Source organism: Fibrella aquatica (genome assembly GCF_041321135.1).
Classification (GTDB): domain Bacteria; phylum Bacteroidota; class Bacteroidia; order Cytophagales; family Spirosomataceae; genus Fibrella; species Fibrella aquatica.
The window spans coordinates 269268-286234 of the sequence record NZ_JBGGWF010000003.1; the positions used below are offsets into that span (position 1 = coordinate 269268).

8 protein-coding genes are annotated in these 16967 nt (G+C 51.3%); 1 reads left to right on the forward strand and 7 read right to left on the reverse strand.

Going from position 1 to position 16967, the window contains the following annotated elements:
* Nucleotides 1–27 precede the first annotated feature (27 nt).
* The 4 genes from ACAW87_RS08920 to ACAW87_RS08935 all read right to left on the reverse strand — a co-directional run bounded on the left by ACAW87_RS08920 (nucleotide 28) and on the right by ACAW87_RS08935 (nucleotide 10334).
* Nucleotides 28–3072 carry a SusC/RagA family TonB-linked outer membrane protein gene (locus tag ACAW87_RS08920; protein ID WP_370723026.1) on the reverse strand — a complete coding sequence of 1015 codons (3045 nt, stop codon included), beginning with the start codon at nucleotides 3070–3072 and terminating at the stop codon, nucleotides 28–30.
* 272 nt (nucleotides 3073–3344) lie between these two features.
* Nucleotides 3345–5516 carry a carbohydrate binding family 9 domain-containing protein gene (locus ACAW87_RS08925; RefSeq protein WP_370723027.1) on the reverse strand — a complete coding sequence of 724 codons (2172 nt, stop codon included), beginning with the start codon at nucleotides 5514–5516 and terminating at the stop codon, nucleotides 3345–3347.
* Nucleotides 5517–5784: 268 nt separating this feature from the next.
* Nucleotides 5785–7269: a circularly permuted type 2 ATP-grasp protein gene (locus ACAW87_RS08930; RefSeq protein WP_370723028.1), complete on the reverse strand. Its 1485-nt coding sequence runs from the start codon at nucleotides 7267–7269 to the stop codon at nucleotides 5785–5787.
* A gap of 176 nt (nucleotides 7270–7445) precedes the next feature.
* The gene (locus ACAW87_RS08935) at nucleotides 7446–10334 is read right to left on the reverse strand and encodes a TonB-dependent receptor (protein WP_370723029.1); all 2889 of its coding nucleotides are present in this window, start codon (nucleotides 10332–10334) and stop codon (nucleotides 7446–7448) included.
* Between the two features lie 249 nt (nucleotides 10335–10583).
* Between ACAW87_RS08935 and hslU the strand changes: the two genes are divergently transcribed.
* On the forward strand, nucleotides 10584–11996 hold the full coding sequence (hslU, locus tag ACAW87_RS08940; RefSeq protein ID WP_370723030.1) for an ATP-dependent protease ATPase subunit HslU: 1413 nt from the start codon (nucleotides 10584–10586) through the stop codon (nucleotides 11994–11996).
* Between the two features lie 241 nt (nucleotides 11997–12237).
* Here the strand turns inward: hslU and ACAW87_RS08945 are convergent, their stop codons facing one another.
* The 3 genes from ACAW87_RS08945 to ACAW87_RS08955 form a co-directional block, all read right to left on the reverse strand.
* Nucleotides 12238–13524: a sensor histidine kinase gene (locus ACAW87_RS08945; protein WP_370723031.1), complete on the reverse strand. Its 1287-nt coding sequence runs from the start codon at nucleotides 13522–13524 to the stop codon at nucleotides 12238–12240.
* A gap of 151 nt (nucleotides 13525–13675) precedes the next feature.
* Nucleotides 13676–15724: an ATP-binding protein gene (locus ACAW87_RS08950; RefSeq protein ID WP_370723032.1), complete on the reverse strand. Its 2049-nt coding sequence runs from the start codon at nucleotides 15722–15724 to the stop codon at nucleotides 13676–13678.
* Nucleotides 15725–15818: 94 nt separating this feature from the next.
* Entirely contained in the window at nucleotides 15819–16577 is a 759-nt protein-coding gene (locus ACAW87_RS08955) for a LytR/AlgR family response regulator transcription factor (RefSeq protein WP_370723033.1), read from the reverse strand.
* Between the last annotated feature and the right edge of the window lie 390 nt (nucleotides 16578–16967).

Here is a 16967-nt window from a genome sequence, read left to right on the forward strand (position 1 = left end):
GAGAGGGGCCGGGGGTGAGGGGTACTGTTAAAACGTTAAATTGAGACCAAACAGGAATGAGCGCGCTTTCGGGTAACTCAGGTAGTCGATGCCGTACGACGAAATGCCGTTGACTGTGCGGTCGGTGTTTACTTCAGGGTCGTAGCCGTTGTATTTCGTGATCACAAACAGGTTTTGCCCTGTTGCCGACAGCCGGATGCCCTTAACCCACTTGTTGATGCCCAATCGTTGTACATCTACGTTGTAGCTAAGCGACAGGTTGTTGAGGCGGGTAAAGGCGCCATCTTTTAGGAATCGGGTCGATACCGGGGCCGCGTTGTTGATCGACTCGGTGGGTTCGCCTATGGCTTCCGATGGGCCGTTTAGTCCTTTTACCAGTCGTGCTTTGTAGAAGAATGCGTTGGCCGTGTTGTCGTATAGTTTGTTGCCCGCCACGCCGTTGATGTTGGCTATCAGATCGAAGCCTTTGTAACCAACGCCGAAATTCAGGTTGTACTGCCGGGTGGGCAGGGCGCTACCCGCTGCAATGCGGTCTTTGTCGCTACCACCAATACCGTCGCCGTTCAGATCACTGTATCTGCTCACGCCTTTATCATCGATGCCGAGATACTCGCGCAGGAAGAACGTACCGATAGGCTGGCCGTTTACGTAGCCGTTAACCGTAGCCGAGGTTAAGCCGGCTCCTGATGCTGACCCGGACGTGATGACCGAATACGGCGAATTTTGAACGATGTTTTTGATGAACGTCACATTACCGCCCACATCGAACCGGAATCCGTTGGTGCTGGCGTAGCGGTAGTTGAGGTCCAGTTCAACGCCCTGATTGGTAATGGTCATGTCAGGTACGTTGGTCCAGTAGGTAGACGCTGGCTGAATGGGGTCGGCCGGAATGACTTCGAGCAGAATTTTGCCCGACACCTTCCGGAAGTAATCGACTGTACCCGTCAGCGCACCGTTGAACAGACCAAAGTCGAGGCCCAGATCGGTTTGGGTCGACAGTTCCCACTGAATATCCGGGTTGGCCAGGCGCGTATAGGTAGTACCGGCTGGGAAGACGGTGGTGCCGTCGAGCGGGTAACTGGTTGCTGCCGAGGTGCTGGACGTAAACAGTGCCTGCGTGATCTTCGACGGGATTTCCTGGTTACCGGTTTGTCCCCAGCCTGCGCGCAGTTTCAGATCAGAGAATGGCCCCGACTGCATAAATGCCTCTTCGGATATACGCCATCCGGCTGAGAATGACGGGAAAATACCGTACTTGTTGTTGGCACCGAATTTACTCGATCCGTCGGCCCGTACGGTTCCTGTGAGGAGATACCGGTTGTTATACTGGTAATTTACCCGCCCAAAAAACGATTGTAACTCGTTCTCGATCGCGTAGCCGCCTGGCCGGTTATTGGCCAGCGTCAGTTCCTGACCCAAACCGGGGTTATTGGCGGGCTCAATGGGCGAGAGCGGGAATTTGTTAATGCTCCAGTTACGGCCTGTCAGCGAAAATGTCTGGTACGAGTGACCCGCCAACGCCGACAAGTTGTGTTTGTCCAGGTTGAGCGTGTAGGTGAAGTAGTTCTCAATCAGTACGTTACGGTTATTCAGGTACGTTGCATCCAAACGACCATCCTGTTGCGGAATGGCGCTGGCAAAACTCTGCTGATCGCGGGTCGAACTGGAGTTATCGACACCCAGATTGAGTTTGTAGGTCAGGGCTTTGGTGATCTTGAACGAAGGCGATACACTGGCTACAACCCGGTTGATGGTGGTCACGTCTTTCTGCAAATCCAGCGATAGCAGCGGGTTGGTAAACGCCTGATAACGGGCAGGCGTACCGTCTGCATTGCGGGCCGGATACGTTGGGTTGGCCGACAGTGCCGCGCCGATAATGCCTTCGATGGGTGGCCGGGTATTCTGCGTTTGCGACGCCGTTAGGTTTACATCGATCGATAGCCGGTCTTCCATAAACTTCTGCGAGGCATTGAAACGCCCCGTGTAGCGGTTCATCTGGCTATTTTTCAGAATGCCCTCCTGATTTTGCACGCCTACCGAGCCGTAGTAGGTCAGCTTTTCGGCCCCGCCACTGAACGACAGATTATGGTCCTGCGTAATGGCCTGGCGGCTGATTTCCTTCTGCCAGTCAGTCGAGGCTCCCAAATCTTCAACAACGCCGCCCACTGCCGCCACCTGCCGTTTGTACTCATCGGTCGAGAACAGGGGTAGTGGGTTGGCCATGTTCGAGATGCCCACATTGGTAGACAGGGTTAGATTGCCCGCACCGGCTTTGCCTTTTTTAGTCGTGATCAGAATAACGCCGTTGGCGCCACGAGCTCCGTAAATAGCCGTTGCCGAGGCATCTTTCAAAACGTCGATGGCCTCGATATCCTGTGGATTCAGGAAGTTGAGCGGATTGGTTGCCCCGCCCGTGCTCGAATTGTCGAGCGGTATACCGTCGAGCACAAACAGGGGTGTACTACCAGTTCTGACACCACCGGGCCCCCGAACGGTAATGTTCTGCCGACCGCCAGGTTCGCCACTAGCCGCCGTAACGTTTACGCCCGCCACTTTACCCTGCAAGAGTTGTTCCGGCGAGTTGATGATACCCCGGTTGAAGTCGGTGCTTTTCAATGATTTAACCGAGCCGGTAGCGTCTTTTTTAGTGGCGGTACCATAGCCGATAACCACGACTTGCGTCAGATCAGAGGCCGATGATTTAAGGGATACGTTAATAACAGTCTGATTACCAACGCTTATTTCCTGCGAGTCAAATCCAATAAAACCGAATACGAGGGTTGCCGGGCCATTTGGTACCACAATCCGATACTCGCCATTGGCATCGGTGGTAGCGCCCTTCTGTGTGCCTTTAATGACAACGGTACAGCCTGCCAGTGCTTCGTTGGTAGTGGCATCAGTAACGCGACCGCTGATGGTGACGTCGGCTTTGAGTTGTGTAGTTTGCTGTGATGAAGGAGTCACCGGATTTTTCCCTGCAACAGGCGCTGCAACCGCGAGCAGCGAACAAAGTAATACCTTGCGAAAGGGCAGGTATCGGCATGTCGTGCGAAAACGATAGAGATGGGTCATAAAAGTGATAGATTTTGGGTGCAAAGGTCTGTGTATGCGCAATGCTGAAAACGGGCAAAAACGTATTTAAAAAAATGATAATGTACGTCTCCATACAGCCTGGTTTTTTATCACTTGTTTCCCTAAAAACAAGCGAGTAGGGTACCTGGAACAAGTTGTACAGATAGCTTGTGTAAACTAAGTATTATTTTTTAGGATAATAAAGCAAATTGAGTATTATCCATATATGAACAAGCACGAATTCATCGGCCACTTTTTCTAAAAAAAGAGCTCTACACGTTCCACCAGTAAGTGAATTTCATGACCAGCGCGCGGGTTTTAACGGCGAAACTGTCGGGGAGATAGTTGTCGGTGTAGACGAGAAACAAATCTGAGGCGGGTTTGTAACGCCATTGGAGCCGGGTATTTAGGTTCACGTTTTTGGCCTGTTCGTTGTATTGCATGAAGGCCGTTAGAAACAACGTGTTGGTCATCGTTACATCGAGTCGGGGGCCAACGAGCCAGAATTGGGTGAGTCCCGACAAGGCTGGCAGGTCAATGCGGTTATAACTGGCTGTAACGGCCAAACTGGCGTAGGGTTGAATGCGATAGCCAACATCGGTGGTCAGGTTCAGGCGGCTGCCGTTGTCGTAGAAACCACCGTACCGCGAGGTAAATCCGTAGGTGAGCAGGGCCTGCGGACGTGAAATAAATTCGGTACCCCATGCCTGCCAGTTATGCAAGGTACCTGCTGCCAGCCTCGCCTTACCCGAATTGGTAGGGTCAAGGTCGGTCAGGAGGCGTACAAAATTGGTGGCTACCCAGCTACTGAAGGTACTGCGGTTGCGGAACGCGATGCCGTAACTCAGGTAATGTTCGTTGTCGAGTTGCCGTGATAGACTGGTATTCATAAACGTGGTACTGCCTATTGTTGGCCCATGACTCAGGATAGACGTACCGGTGGGAAAGAACAGATAACCAGCTTGCAGGTTCAGCTTCTGATAGCCCCGGCGCGGTACGTACCCAACTTCGGGGTTGTAGTTTTCGCCCACGTATTCGTGTTGCGCTCCCACAAGCCACCGCCGGTTGTTGAATTGTAAATTGCCCGCCAATACGTTGTTGTTTGGTGCACTGCCCGGCGAAAACGAATGCAGGTAGAGTAGCTTGCCCGTCCATAAATTATTGGCCGACAGTAAATTGTATTCAGCGCCGATATTGCGATTGTAAGGCGAATAGGCTGGTTTCCCTTCCGCAGGTACGTAGTCGAGCGATTGCTTATTGACGAACAACAGACCGATGTTGGACCGGACACCGATGCGCCGTTGCAGGGCCCCCACCGTGAAATTCTGACGGGGCAGGCCGGTTTCAGGTACGTCGCCAGTCTGCATCTGCATCAGGCCAATTCGCCAGTCCTTATTAAGCTTGCCACTGATCCGGGCTCCGTAGCGGATGGGGACACCCAAACCGATGCGGCGGCTGAAAAACGGGCGAATGGTGGCGTAGCCGAAGTTGGCAAATAGGTCTCCGTTTTCGAGGAAAAACTGCCGACGTTCGGGAAAGAACAGCTCGAACCGGTCGAGGTTGGTCACCTGCCGGTCTACCTCTACTTGTGAAAAATCGGGGTTGACCGTCAGGTCCATGTTGATCGACGAACTCAGGGCTACTTTGGCATCGCCGCCGTAATTGATCTCGTTCACCGGTTTTTCGGCACCAGAAAAGTTACGGCTGGTACTGGCTAACGCATAGGGAATAATCGATACGTTGGCCCCGGCGGCTGGCGGTGGCTGATCCCAGACCAGCATACCCGTGTAGGCGAGCGAGGCCGTAGGAAATTGGCGCGGTATAGGTGTCCACGACGATTTTTCGGTGCTGGTCAAATCCTGCCGGCTGAAGTTGAGCCCCCACCGGCTAACGCCTTTTTTGTAGCGGATTGTCTTGAACGGAATGGCGGCTTCAAACACGTACCGGTCGTCGTAGTTTTTTACGGCCGAAGTCCATTTGTTGTCCCAGCTCAGGTTGATCTTGTTGCCGTCATACATCAGGCCATCCCACTGGGCACCGGCAGCATTGGCTCCGAAAGCAAACCCGTTGGTTTGGTCGTCGAAGGTGTCGAGGATCAAAAAGAAGTTGTCGTTTTTCCCGAAGTTCCAGTCGCGCCGGAGCGATTCTACGACGTAGGGCTGGTTTTTGGGATGATAGCAGATGGCGACGATGTAGAGATTCTGATCGTCATAGCTCAGGCGTACATCGGTGGGTACGTTGGCCCGGCTAGTATCCATAGGCAACACCATCCGAAAATCGTTGGCTAGCTGCGTTTGTTGCCAGGCGGCTTCATCGGCTACACCGTCGACCCTTATGGGTGAGGTAGTCCGGCGTATATTGTATTGAAATGATTCATTTTTTTTCTGAGTAAACCCCGGTAGGGCTATCAGACAGATGCTAAACAGGAGCAGTAAACGATTCACAGGAAAATACTCAGGTTGATATGTATCAACGAAAGTACGTCTAGGAAGCGGTCTACCGGTGGTGTACTTGCTGAGCGAACAGACAAATTGCCTTTTACGGGCAGAATTGCGTTAGTGTGTCTTCGGAGGTTTCTAGATGTGTCGCTTCTGGTAACGCCAAGCTAACCTACCGTACTATTTCTGAGAAATTTGTGCGGGAATGTGTAGAGACGCAAAATCTTGCGTCTCTACGCGTGCGTCAGCAATACGCTTAGTCAAAATCAAATTCTCAATATAGCACCCAGGTATCTTTTCCGCCGCCGCCTTGCGATGAGTTTACTACCAGCGAGCCTTTGCGGAGCGCTACGCGGGTGAGGCCACCGGGAATAACGTTGATCTGGTCGCCGTAGAGAATGTAGGGGCGCAGGTCAACGTGCCGTCCTTCGGCTTGCCCGTCAATGAGGCAAGGCACGCGCGAGAGGGAGATTGTTGGCTGGGCAATGTAATTCCGGGGGTTCTCCTGAATCTTTTTGCGGAACAGGTCGTGGTCTTTTTTCGTGGCTTTGGGGCCAATCAGCATACCGTAGCCACCGGCTTCATTGGCTTCCTTCACCACCAGATCGGCAATGTTGTCGAGCACATATTGGCGGTCTTCATCTTCACCACAGATATACGTTTTTACGTTTTGAATCAGTGGTTTCTCACCGAGGTAATACTCGATGATTCTGGGTACGTAGGCGTACACCACCTTGTCGTCGGCTACACCGGTACCAGGCGCATTCGCCAACGCTACACGTCCTTTCTTGAATACTTCGAAGATACCCGGCACACCGATCATTGAATCGGGGTTAAAGGTTTTTGGGTCGAGGAAGGTATCGTCGATGCGGCGGTAAATCACGTCCACGATCTGAAAGCCTTTGGTAGTCCGCATCTTAACGTACCCACCCGATACGACCAGATCACGGGCATCCACCAGTTCAACACCCATTTGCTGGGCCAGGTACGAATGCTCGAAGTAAGCCGAGTTATATACGCCCGGCGTCAGCACCACCACCGTTGGGTTGGGGCGGTCAGCAATGTGTTGCAGCATTTGCAACAGGCGCGTGGGGTAGTCAGAAACGGGCCGAACGCCGGTATTAGCCAGCACTTCAGGGAAGGTTTGCTTGGTGAGCTCGCGGTTTTCGAGCATGTACGATACACCCGAAGGGCAGCGCAGGTTGTCTTCCAGCACCATAAATTCGCCATCATCGCCGCGAATCAGGTCGGTGCCGGTGATGTGGCACCAAATATCTTTCGGCGGACGAACGCCCAGGCAGGGTTGCAGAAAACATTTGCTCGACTCAATCAGGTCGCGGGGTACCACGCCGTCGTTCAGCACACGCTGCTCATTGTAGATGTCGTGGATGAACATGTTCAGGGCTTTGATGCGCTGAATCAGGCCTTTTTCCATCTGATCCCACTCGGCGGCTTCGATAATGCGCGGAATAATGTCGATCGGCATGATTCGTTCGGTGCCTTCGCCTTCTGAGTAGACGTTGAACGTAATACCCATACTCATCAGCGCTTTATCGGCCGCCTGCTGTCGACTGGTCATGTCGTGGCGGGTCAGTTGCTCTACACGCTTCCGGAAGGGAACGTACCCATGTCGAACCTTCCCGTTGTTGCCAAACATTTCGTCGAAGAAATTCTCGGTCTGGTAATCGTTGAATGAGAAGCCGGCCGAAGCGTTGCTCTGGGTTTGCTTCATGCCATTGAGCGACTGACGTTGTTTCATAGTAGTGGGGGTCGATTCTGTTATCTGGCAAACAAGATAAGGATTCAAGGTTTAAAGTCTAAAGTTCAACGTCTAAAGTTCAACGTCTAAAATTCAAAGGGCTCTGCCCATTAACCAACTGGTTAGTAAGCAGAGCCCTTTGAACTTTATACCTTGGACGTTGAACTTTCAAACCCCTACCTCGGTCTACGGCTACCACCGGCTGGAGCAGAGGTTGCTGGCGCAGCTTGTTGCTGACCACCTCCCGCGTTATCACCGCCGCCACCATCTTTCACGTCATCGTTATTAATCGACTTGCGCCGACGTGGTGCGTCGTCGAAGCTCAGTTTACCGAAGCGATAGCTGAAGTTGGCCCGAACACCCGCGTTGAATGAGTTCTGAATACTGTTTTGAGAGAAAACAGCCGACCTTGATTCTGACCGGACAGTGAAAGGGTGGTTGAACACGTTTTCGCCCGAGATACCGAAGCTACCACGCTTGTCGTTGAACTCTTTCCGGGCACCGAAGCTATAGAACATGAATCCGCCCTGCGTTCCCTGAAGTTGTACCTGCCGGCCCCGTGCAAACAGGTTGGCTTGGATACCCCAGTTGTTTTTGAGCTTAAGACTGGCAAAAAGCCGCCCTGAGACCACAAAGCCTGAGTTACTTGCCTGAAGCGCTGCGTTGGGGCTGTTGTTTGAAATAATGGCGTAGTAGACGTCGCCACCACCGCCAAGCTGCAGTTTAGAGAACAGCGTAGCATTACCAAACAGGTTGATACCGTATGAGTTTTGCTGACCCAGGTTTTGGTAAGTCGTCTGTAAAACGCGCTGTAATACCGGATTGGTAGGGTCGCCAAAGGGTTGCTCTACCGTATCGCGCACACTCTCGATAGAATTATTGGTTAGGCGGGCAAACACCGATGTGTTTATGTATACCGTTTTGATGGTCGTGCTGGTACTAAACTCAAAATTGTCGGTTAGTTCAGGGCTCAGCAGGGGGTTACCAACCACAATGTTCTGCGGATTGGCTGCGTTGATGTTTGGGTTCAGAAACTGAATGCCCGGACGTTGCAACCGGCGGTTATAGGCCAGCTTTATAGTTTTTCCTCCTTTCAGGCTCTTCGACAAATTGACGCTCGGAACCAGATTGCCGTAGTTTGGTATATCGGCTACCTGTGAGGTCAACGCATCGCCGGTAGCCGCCCGGAAACTGGCGTCGATGAACGTATATTCATAACGAGTGCCAACTTTAACCGTCATTTTGCTTTTCGAACTGTAGGTATATGAGAGGTAACCGGCCGTAACGTTCTGGCTGTAGTCCAGGCCATTGGGAGGGCGGTTGGCGTTATTGGTGAACTCGCCGTTTTCGCCATCGGCAACTAGATAGGCGAAGTTGCTGGTTACCTGACGCAGAATACCCTTACCCCCCATTTCCAGCAGTTGGTTATTTTTGATGGGTGTCTGATAGTCAAGCTGGAAGGTAGCCTCCTGGTTGGTGCTGTTGTTATCGTTCCGCTCACGGCTCAGGATACTTAATGTGCTGGGGCCATCGAAAATGTTGGCTACGAAGTTATTCGTCCGATTGTTTTGGCTGTACAGTGCCAAAACGCTTAGTTCCTGTTGCGGTTTGTACGTTTTGGTGAAGTCGAGGTTTACGTCTACTGTTCCCGACAGGTCTTTCACATCTACATCGCGCACCCCGATTCGGGTGGTGGTGGGCAGAAAAGTGGTCGTTGTCAGTTTATCCTGAAAGTTCATCTGATTGCGGGCACCATAACGCACACTGGCCGTTATAGCCGTTGTTTTGTTGATGTCGTAATCCCAGCCTAGTTGGTATTGCCCGAAAATACCTTGATTCAGCGTACTGGCCGATTGGATTGTCCGGGTGCTTCCGGTTGTCTGCTGGTTCTCGAAACTACCTCTCACGTTGTAGCTGGACCGTCCGTAACCATTCAGTGAGAAGCCCATTTTGCCCGTGCGCAGGTTGCCCTGCAGGCCCAGGTTAGCTCCCCGATTACCAACCCCCGAATCGAGATTAAGGGTGAAGCCCTGGAGGTTGTTTTTCTTGGTGATGATGTTAATGATACCCGCCGAGCCTTCTGCATCGTATTTGGCCGATGGGCTTGTAATCACTTCCACGCTCTTGATCATATCGGCCGGAATCTGCTTTAAGGCATCGGCTACGCTGCTGGCCACAATGGTACTGGGCTTGTTGTTGATCAATACACGCACGTTGCTGCTACCCCGTAGGCTGACGTTACCATCCAGATCAACGGTAAGCAGGGGTACTTTGCGCATCACATCGGTAGCGTCACCTCCTTTCGAGGTCAGGTCGCGTTCGGCGTTATAGACCAGACGGTCTACCTTTTCTTCAACCATGGCTGCTTGTCCGGTAACCACTACTTCTTTGAGATTACGCACTTCTGGAGCCAGCAAAATAGACCCCAGGTTTATATCGGTTCCCCGACCTTCTACCACCACTTTGGGTACAATCTGATTGCGGTAACCCACAAACGAGACCAGTAGCCGGAACGTACCTGACACTACCCGATTCATAGTAAACCGGCCCTGCGCATCGCAGACTGCGCCGTCGATAGGGCGGTTTGTTTCAAGATTGACCAGCGCTACAGAGGCAAATTCAACCGGCTGGTTGGTCATTGAATCCAGAACAACGCCGTACACTTTGCCGTTGCCGCGTGGAGCATCTTCCGGGCTGGCTACACCTTGTGGTGCTGCCGTAGGCTGGGCCTGACCGTTGCCAAAAGCCGGGCGGTTCGGAGTAGCCTGTGGTGTTCCGGTGGTCGGCACATCGGTGGTACTGGTTGGGGCCGATGTGGTAGCCTGACGACGCAGACTATCTACTTTGGTGGTATCCATACCGGGCAGCCCCGAAACCGGAGTACCAACGGGAGGAAGACCAATAGCTGATGGTGCAACAGTCGGAATAACAGTAGTGCTAGCCGGCGTTGATGAAGTTGGTTGCTGCGCGCTACCCGGAGTTGAGGTAGTTTGCGCCAGCACAGGTTGTAGATGAAGGAGACTAAAACAGACGCCGAGTAATACAGGGAGTATTCGCTTTTTCATGAAAGTTGGTTGTATTGCCAGAATAGGTGCAACAGGCTAGTAATCTTATAACTGAATAGAAGAAGAACCGGTTTGTGTGTTGCGCGGAAATGGCCTAAACTGCAAAGGTAAACCGGGTTTGTGCCGACGAACAGCCTGGTTGACGAATCATGGCTATTTATTTTTTTGCACCATTTGCTACTTCCTTTGTTATGGTAATATGGGTTGTGAGCAGAAACGCTCTCTCTTGAACACCCGCCCTTTTTTCGCATGTCTGAACTCATTCGTGACCTTACACCCCGGCAGATCGTTGCCGAACTCGATCAATACATTATCGGCCAACATGAGGCCAAGCGCAATGTGGCCATTGCCCTGCGCAATCGCTGGCGCCGGATGAATGCCCCGGTCGATATGCAACGCGAGATTACGCCCAACAATATTTTGATGATTGGCGCAACCGGCGTAGGTAAGACCGAAATTGCCCGCCGCCTGGCCAAACTGGCCGATGCACCCTTCGTGAAAGTCGAGGCCTCGAAGTTTACCGAAGTTGGGTACGTTGGTCGCGATGTAGAAAGCATGGTGCGCGACCTGGTCGAGCAAGCGGTGAATATGGTTAGAACAGCCAAAAAAGAGGCGGTTCAGGTACGTGCCCAGCAAATTGTAGAAGATCTGATTCTCGATATTCTGATTCCGCCAGTGAAAGGAGCTAACGGTGCTAATCAGCTTGGCTTCGGCGACGAAAAATCGGCTCAGACCGGCGAAACCATGCCGGATTCTGACAGTGAACTTAACGAACGTACCCGTGAACGGTTCCGGAAGAAGATTCAGTCGGGCGAACTGGATGACCGCAAGATCGACATTGACGTACATCAGCAGTCGACGCCGAATATTGGTGTCATGGGTGGTTCGATCGATGAATTGTCGATGATGAACATTCAGGAGATGATTGGCGGTATGATGCCCAAAAAAGGCAAAAAGCGCAAAGTAACCATTGCCGAAGCCCGTAAAGTCATGCTCGATGAAGAAGCTGCCAAACTGATCGATATGGACGAGGTGAAGGAAGAAGCCATTCAGAAGGCGCAGAACTCAGGCATCATCTTTATCGATGAGATCGACAAGATTGCCGCCAGCCGATCGGGTGGGTCGGGTGGCCCGGATGTGAGCCGCGAAGGCGTTCAGCGCGATCTGCTGCCGATTGTCGAAGGGTCGTCGGTGAACACTAAATATGGCGTGGTACAAACCGACCATATTCTGTTTGTGGCGGCCGGCGCTTTCCACGTAGCCAAACCGTCGGATCTGATTCCTGAATTACAAGGCCGTTTCCCGATTCGGGTGGAGTTGCAGAGCCTGTCGGAAGATGATTTTTACCAGATTCTGCGCGAACCGAAGAATGCGTTAACCAAGCAATACGAAGCCATGCTGGAGGCCGAAGGTGTCACGCTGACATTCTCTGATGAGTCGCTGCGCGAGATGGCCCGGATCGCCTTCGAGGTAAATGCCGAGGTAGAAAACATTGGCGCGCGCCGCCTGCAAACGGTGCTGAGCCAGTTACTCAACGAGTTCATGTTCGACATTCCCGACAGTATTCCATCGGGGTCAACCGTCGAGGTCACGAAAGAGTTGGTTCAGGAACGGCTGTCTGGTTTGGTAAAGAACCGCGATTTAAGCCAGTATATTTTGTAAGGCAGGGGGCAGGGCTGTTAAGCGTCTGGCGCGAGTGTTTACTCGTGCCTATAATGTCGCAAGCATCTGCTTGTACAGCGCGAAAGCGCGATATAGTAGCTAAAAAAAATGACTTTAATGAGTGACAGCTGCAGTGTTGCGCTTTCGCGCTGTACAAGCAGATGCTTGCGACATTATAGGCACGAGTAAACACTCGCGCCAGACGCTTAACAGCCCTGCCCTACGCCCCCTGCCCCAAGCTCTACACGCTGGCAAAATCGACGGTGAAAGTGGCCCCTTTACCGGCAACGCTTTGAATGTGTAGTTTGCCGTGGTTGAGCTTCACAAACTCCTGACACAGGTCTAATCCCAGACCCGTTCCTTTCTCGCCGTCGGTGCCATGCTGACTTTCCCGTAGTCCGTCTTTGGGTGCGATCAGGTGGGTCGGCATGCCCACACCCGAGTCCTGAATGGTGAGCAACGCCCGGTTGTTTCGTGTATTTGTTGTAATTAGGATTGTTCCTCCCTGTGGCGTGAATTTAACGGCGTTGTTCAGCAGATTGCGGACAACGATACCGAGTTGATGTTCATCTACGACTGCCTCGGCTGGGTCGAGGTAGGTTTTCACCGTTAATCGTTTATGTTCTATATCGGCGAGGTAGAGGGTGAGTACCGATTGGGTTACTACCGATAAATCGAGTTTTGAAGGCGTAGCCTTGATTCGGTTTCGCTGGAGTAAAGCCCATTGCAGCAGGTTGTCGAGCGTGTAGTAAACGCCATCGATCGTCTGCACCAGTTGTTCCGTTCGTTGGCCGAACTGAACGGGCGATGTATAACCAGCCTGAAGAGCATTAATCTGCATCTTTAAGCCGGCAATGGGGCTCCGAAGGTCATGGCCAATAATAGAAAACAGTGTGTCTTTCACTGAGTTCAGTTCGGCAAGGTTCTTGTTCTGGGCTTCAATCGATTGCTGTATCCGTAATGATACATTCTTTATCGTGTAGCCGAAGTAAATCAGGGCAATGAATAGGGCTCCTCCGTTCAGAAGCTGCCCGATTTCTATGGGTTGCTGTAAGTAATGAAAAACGAGTAGCCGGGCCACGATGTAGTTTGCCGCCAGGAAGAGGATGATATACAGCGTTTCCCCGGCCTTCAGTAAAAAGATGCAGAATAGTCCGATTAGAATGAAATTCAGTTCCAAATGCCCATCAACGCAGTCTTTCAACCGCAATGCCATAGCCCAGACTGTGTTTACATAAAAAGTACCCAGTAATGTTAGCGCCGCCGGTCGAACCTGATAGTAATAGAGTAGCGGTAACATTGGTATATACAGAAGCATGACAATCAGCGTGTAAAAAGACTGATCATACTGTTCGTAGAGTCCGTAGATGACGGCAACAAGCAGCAGGATAAGTGCGCCGGACCACACAATACTCACCATCGTTATAAACCGCAGCCTGTCGAAGGTGGGCAGGCTATCGAGGCGATCTTTTGAGAACAGTGTTGTTATAATCCAGTCTGTTCCTTTCAGCGTGTTTTTACTTGTCATACGATAAAAGCCCATTTCGGCACGAGCAGTACTGACCCTACCCAAGGCCACTTCATCACAGGTACGTTTTGCTTAGACGTACAATAGAACCGGAGGTCGCAAAAGAAGATGGAAATTTAGGTTAGTAGCTATCCCATGCCCCTCTGGAGACTTAGCAAGTTAAAGGGGTGTTTTCCAGGAAAACCGTCACGGTTGTTCCCTTTCCGAGCGCACTCTGAATGCGCAACTCTCCGTTGTTGAGTTTTACAAATTCGCGGCAGATGGTCAGGCCCAGTCCGGTGCCGCTGTTGGCCGAGTGGGGGCGACTATGGAGGTCAGCCGTTTCCGCATAATCTCCGCTACTCATGCCGATGCCCGAATCCTGAATGATCAGTACAGAACACCCCTGCTCTTGCCCGGTGCTCAGATGAACGTGGCCCCCCTCGGGGGTGAACTTGATAGCATTATGGAGCAGGTTGCGGGCCACAATCTGTAACTGATTCTCGTCGGCGGTGACGGGGGCGGGGGAGTAGGCGGTGGTGAGGGTTAATTGCTTTTGTTGCAATTGGTAGCTGAAGAGTTGATGCGCCGACTCGCCAATCTCCGATAAATCGAATGTGGTAGGCCATTTGTGCATACCTCCGCGCTGAAGCAACGACCAACTGAGCAGGTTATCGGTGGTGTTGTAGACCTTATCGGTCAGTTTCAGCATGCGCAGGTAGTCGGGCTGAGTAGGGGTAAGTATCACCTGCTTGTCGGCCAGATCAACAAGCTTCACTTTTAGGGCGGCCAATGGGCTGCGCAGGTCATGGCCGATAATGCTGAAGAGGTTGTCTTTTAATGAATTGAGTTGCTGGAGTTGTTCGGCTTTTTCCTGAATTTCCTCTTTCTGGTCGGTCAGCAACTGGCTGGTGATCTGCTGTCGGCGGTAGCTGATGTAGAGGCCCGCCAATCCCAGTATTAGCAGTACGGTAAACAGGGTCAGAAAGATCTGTCGCTGATGCTGGTTTGCTAGTTCACTCTGGTTTTTGGCCAGGCTGAGTTTGCGCAAAGCGGCATCTTTCTGCAGCAGGTCAATGGTCTGCTCTTTTTGCAAAACCTGATACTGGGTCTCTACATCAGCAATGGCTTTGGCTTTATCGATGGTGAAGATACTGTCGTTGATGGTGTTTAGCTGACGCAGGTGAGCCAGGGCGGTGGGGTATAGTTTCTGGTCTTCTTCCATCCTGACCAACGTACCCAGCGTAGACTGAATCTGTTTAAGTTGCCCTTTTTTTAGGGCCAGTTGATGGGCTTTTCGAGCATACACTACGGCTGAATCGGGATGTCCTAGCTGTTGGTGGGCCAGCGCATAGATTTCGTGCGTATCCGAAACGGGGTAGGGAATAAGCTTTTTGCGCAACGACTCACTGATGTGCTTAATGGCGGCCAGCGGTTGTTTTTGGTTTATTAAGTTGTTGCCGAGGTGTACAGCCGCTTCTGCTATCTGTGGCTCGTCATGCTGGGCAATATAGTAAGCAAGGGATTGTTTCAGGTATGGGTACGCCCGGCTATAATGGCCAGTTCGTTCATACAACTCAGCCATTGTTTCTTCGCCCATCAGCACCAGTCCTTGTTGGTCTGGATGCGTTACGGCGAGTTGCCTGGTTAGTTGATTTAGTTTTTTGGCATACAGAAAAGCCGCCGTTGAATTGTGGACATCCATGTGGGCAGCCGACAATAGTTGCATCGCATGAGACATTCGTACACTATCCTTAAGTTGTTCGGCCATTTGCAGCGAAGCCAATGCCGTTTCGATGGTTTTCTGATACATCCCCTGATCGCCGTATACGGCTGCCAGGCGGTGTAACAGCTTGCATCGTATGGTGCTTATGCCTGTTTTTTCTCCGATTTGCAATCCGGTTTGGTAGGCGGCCTGGGCTTTAGGGTATTGCGATAGCCGTTTATAGTAATAGCCTAAATACAGGTAAAGCTCGCTTTCCTGATGAACTTTGCCTTGTTGCCGAGCCAGGGCAATGCCCTTCATAGCCAGGGTATACACGCTGTCGGATACAGGGTCCGATTTACTGTACAGGCTGGCTAATTGTACGCAAAGCCGTATACGCGTGGTATCGTGCCGGGCGTTGGCCAGTTGGGTACGTAGCTGCGGAATGGTTGGAGGCTGGCCAAAGGAGGCGGTATAGCCCCACAAAAAGAGGAGGGTACTACAGAGTTTTTTCATTGGGAAGAATAGCCTGTCTATTTACCGGTATGACAGCATTTCTGTTGGCCAACAAAACCGTGTGGTGCAGTAACGCACCCAGCCTGTACTACCATTAGTTAAGGCTTGCCGTGATACCCAATGACTGCATTTTCTTATGAACGATGGGGTGGTAGGTAATACCAATGGGCAGTTTAATTGATTTCACCCAGATCTGTTTCGACTCCAGTCGTTTCAGGTGTTCAACGTTGATGATGTATGATTTATGAATACGCATAAACCGCTCTTTAGGAAGCTCTTCGGCTAAAACGGAGATGCGTTTGTTGACCGCAAACATGCCATCGGATGTGAAAATCTTGGTATACAACCCATAGGCTTCCATGTACTGAATGTCAGTAAACGCAAACCGTTCGAGCCGACGACCCGATTTGAAGTAAATCTCCTCTTTTTCCCGGCTTGGTAGTTTTGGTTCAATCACTGCCGCCGTCGCCGTCTGTTGGGTACGTTGCATCACACGGCTTAGCCCACGCAGGAACCGATTAAAATCGTAGGGCTTGGGCAGAAAATCGATAATGTCCAGGTCGAAGCAATCGATAGCGCGTTCGTGCATGGCAGAGGTAACAATCACTTTCTGCTTACCAGGTAATGCCTTCAGCAAGTCGATACCGCTCATATCGGGTAGCGACAGGTCAAGAAACAGAATATCTACTGGTGTAGTTGCCAATAGCTGCAGGGCCTCTATACCGCTCGTACAAATTGTGGGCGGAACAAGGAATTTTACTTGAGCAGTATACTGTCTTAGCTGTTCAGCAAAGATGGGTTCATCTTCAACGATTAAACAGCGGTAGGTCTCTTTGGCGGTAGGCTCAGTCATGGCGCTAGTATTGTTACGGAATAAAGGAGGGTCACAAAAACCATGTCAATTTACCTATAGCTTACAACAATTATCTTTTCATAAACATATAGAAATAGCTAATACGAGTACAGTAATAGGTTATTGGGCTAATAAAACGCCAAATAAGGGTACAGATAATAAATTATTATCATCTGTATTTTCTTCTTCATCCATTGGAGTAAGCAACGGCTCCATTTGAGTAATGATATCAATCATACAGCGCATAAATCTACCATTATAGCTGGTAAGTAATTCTCTGCAACAGATTGGCAAACTAATGGATACGAATGGCTATGTGAGAAGAGGGGGTACGCAACTCGTATAACTACTCAGTGCGTATCCTGTATCGCCTCCTTCAGACAACAGGCG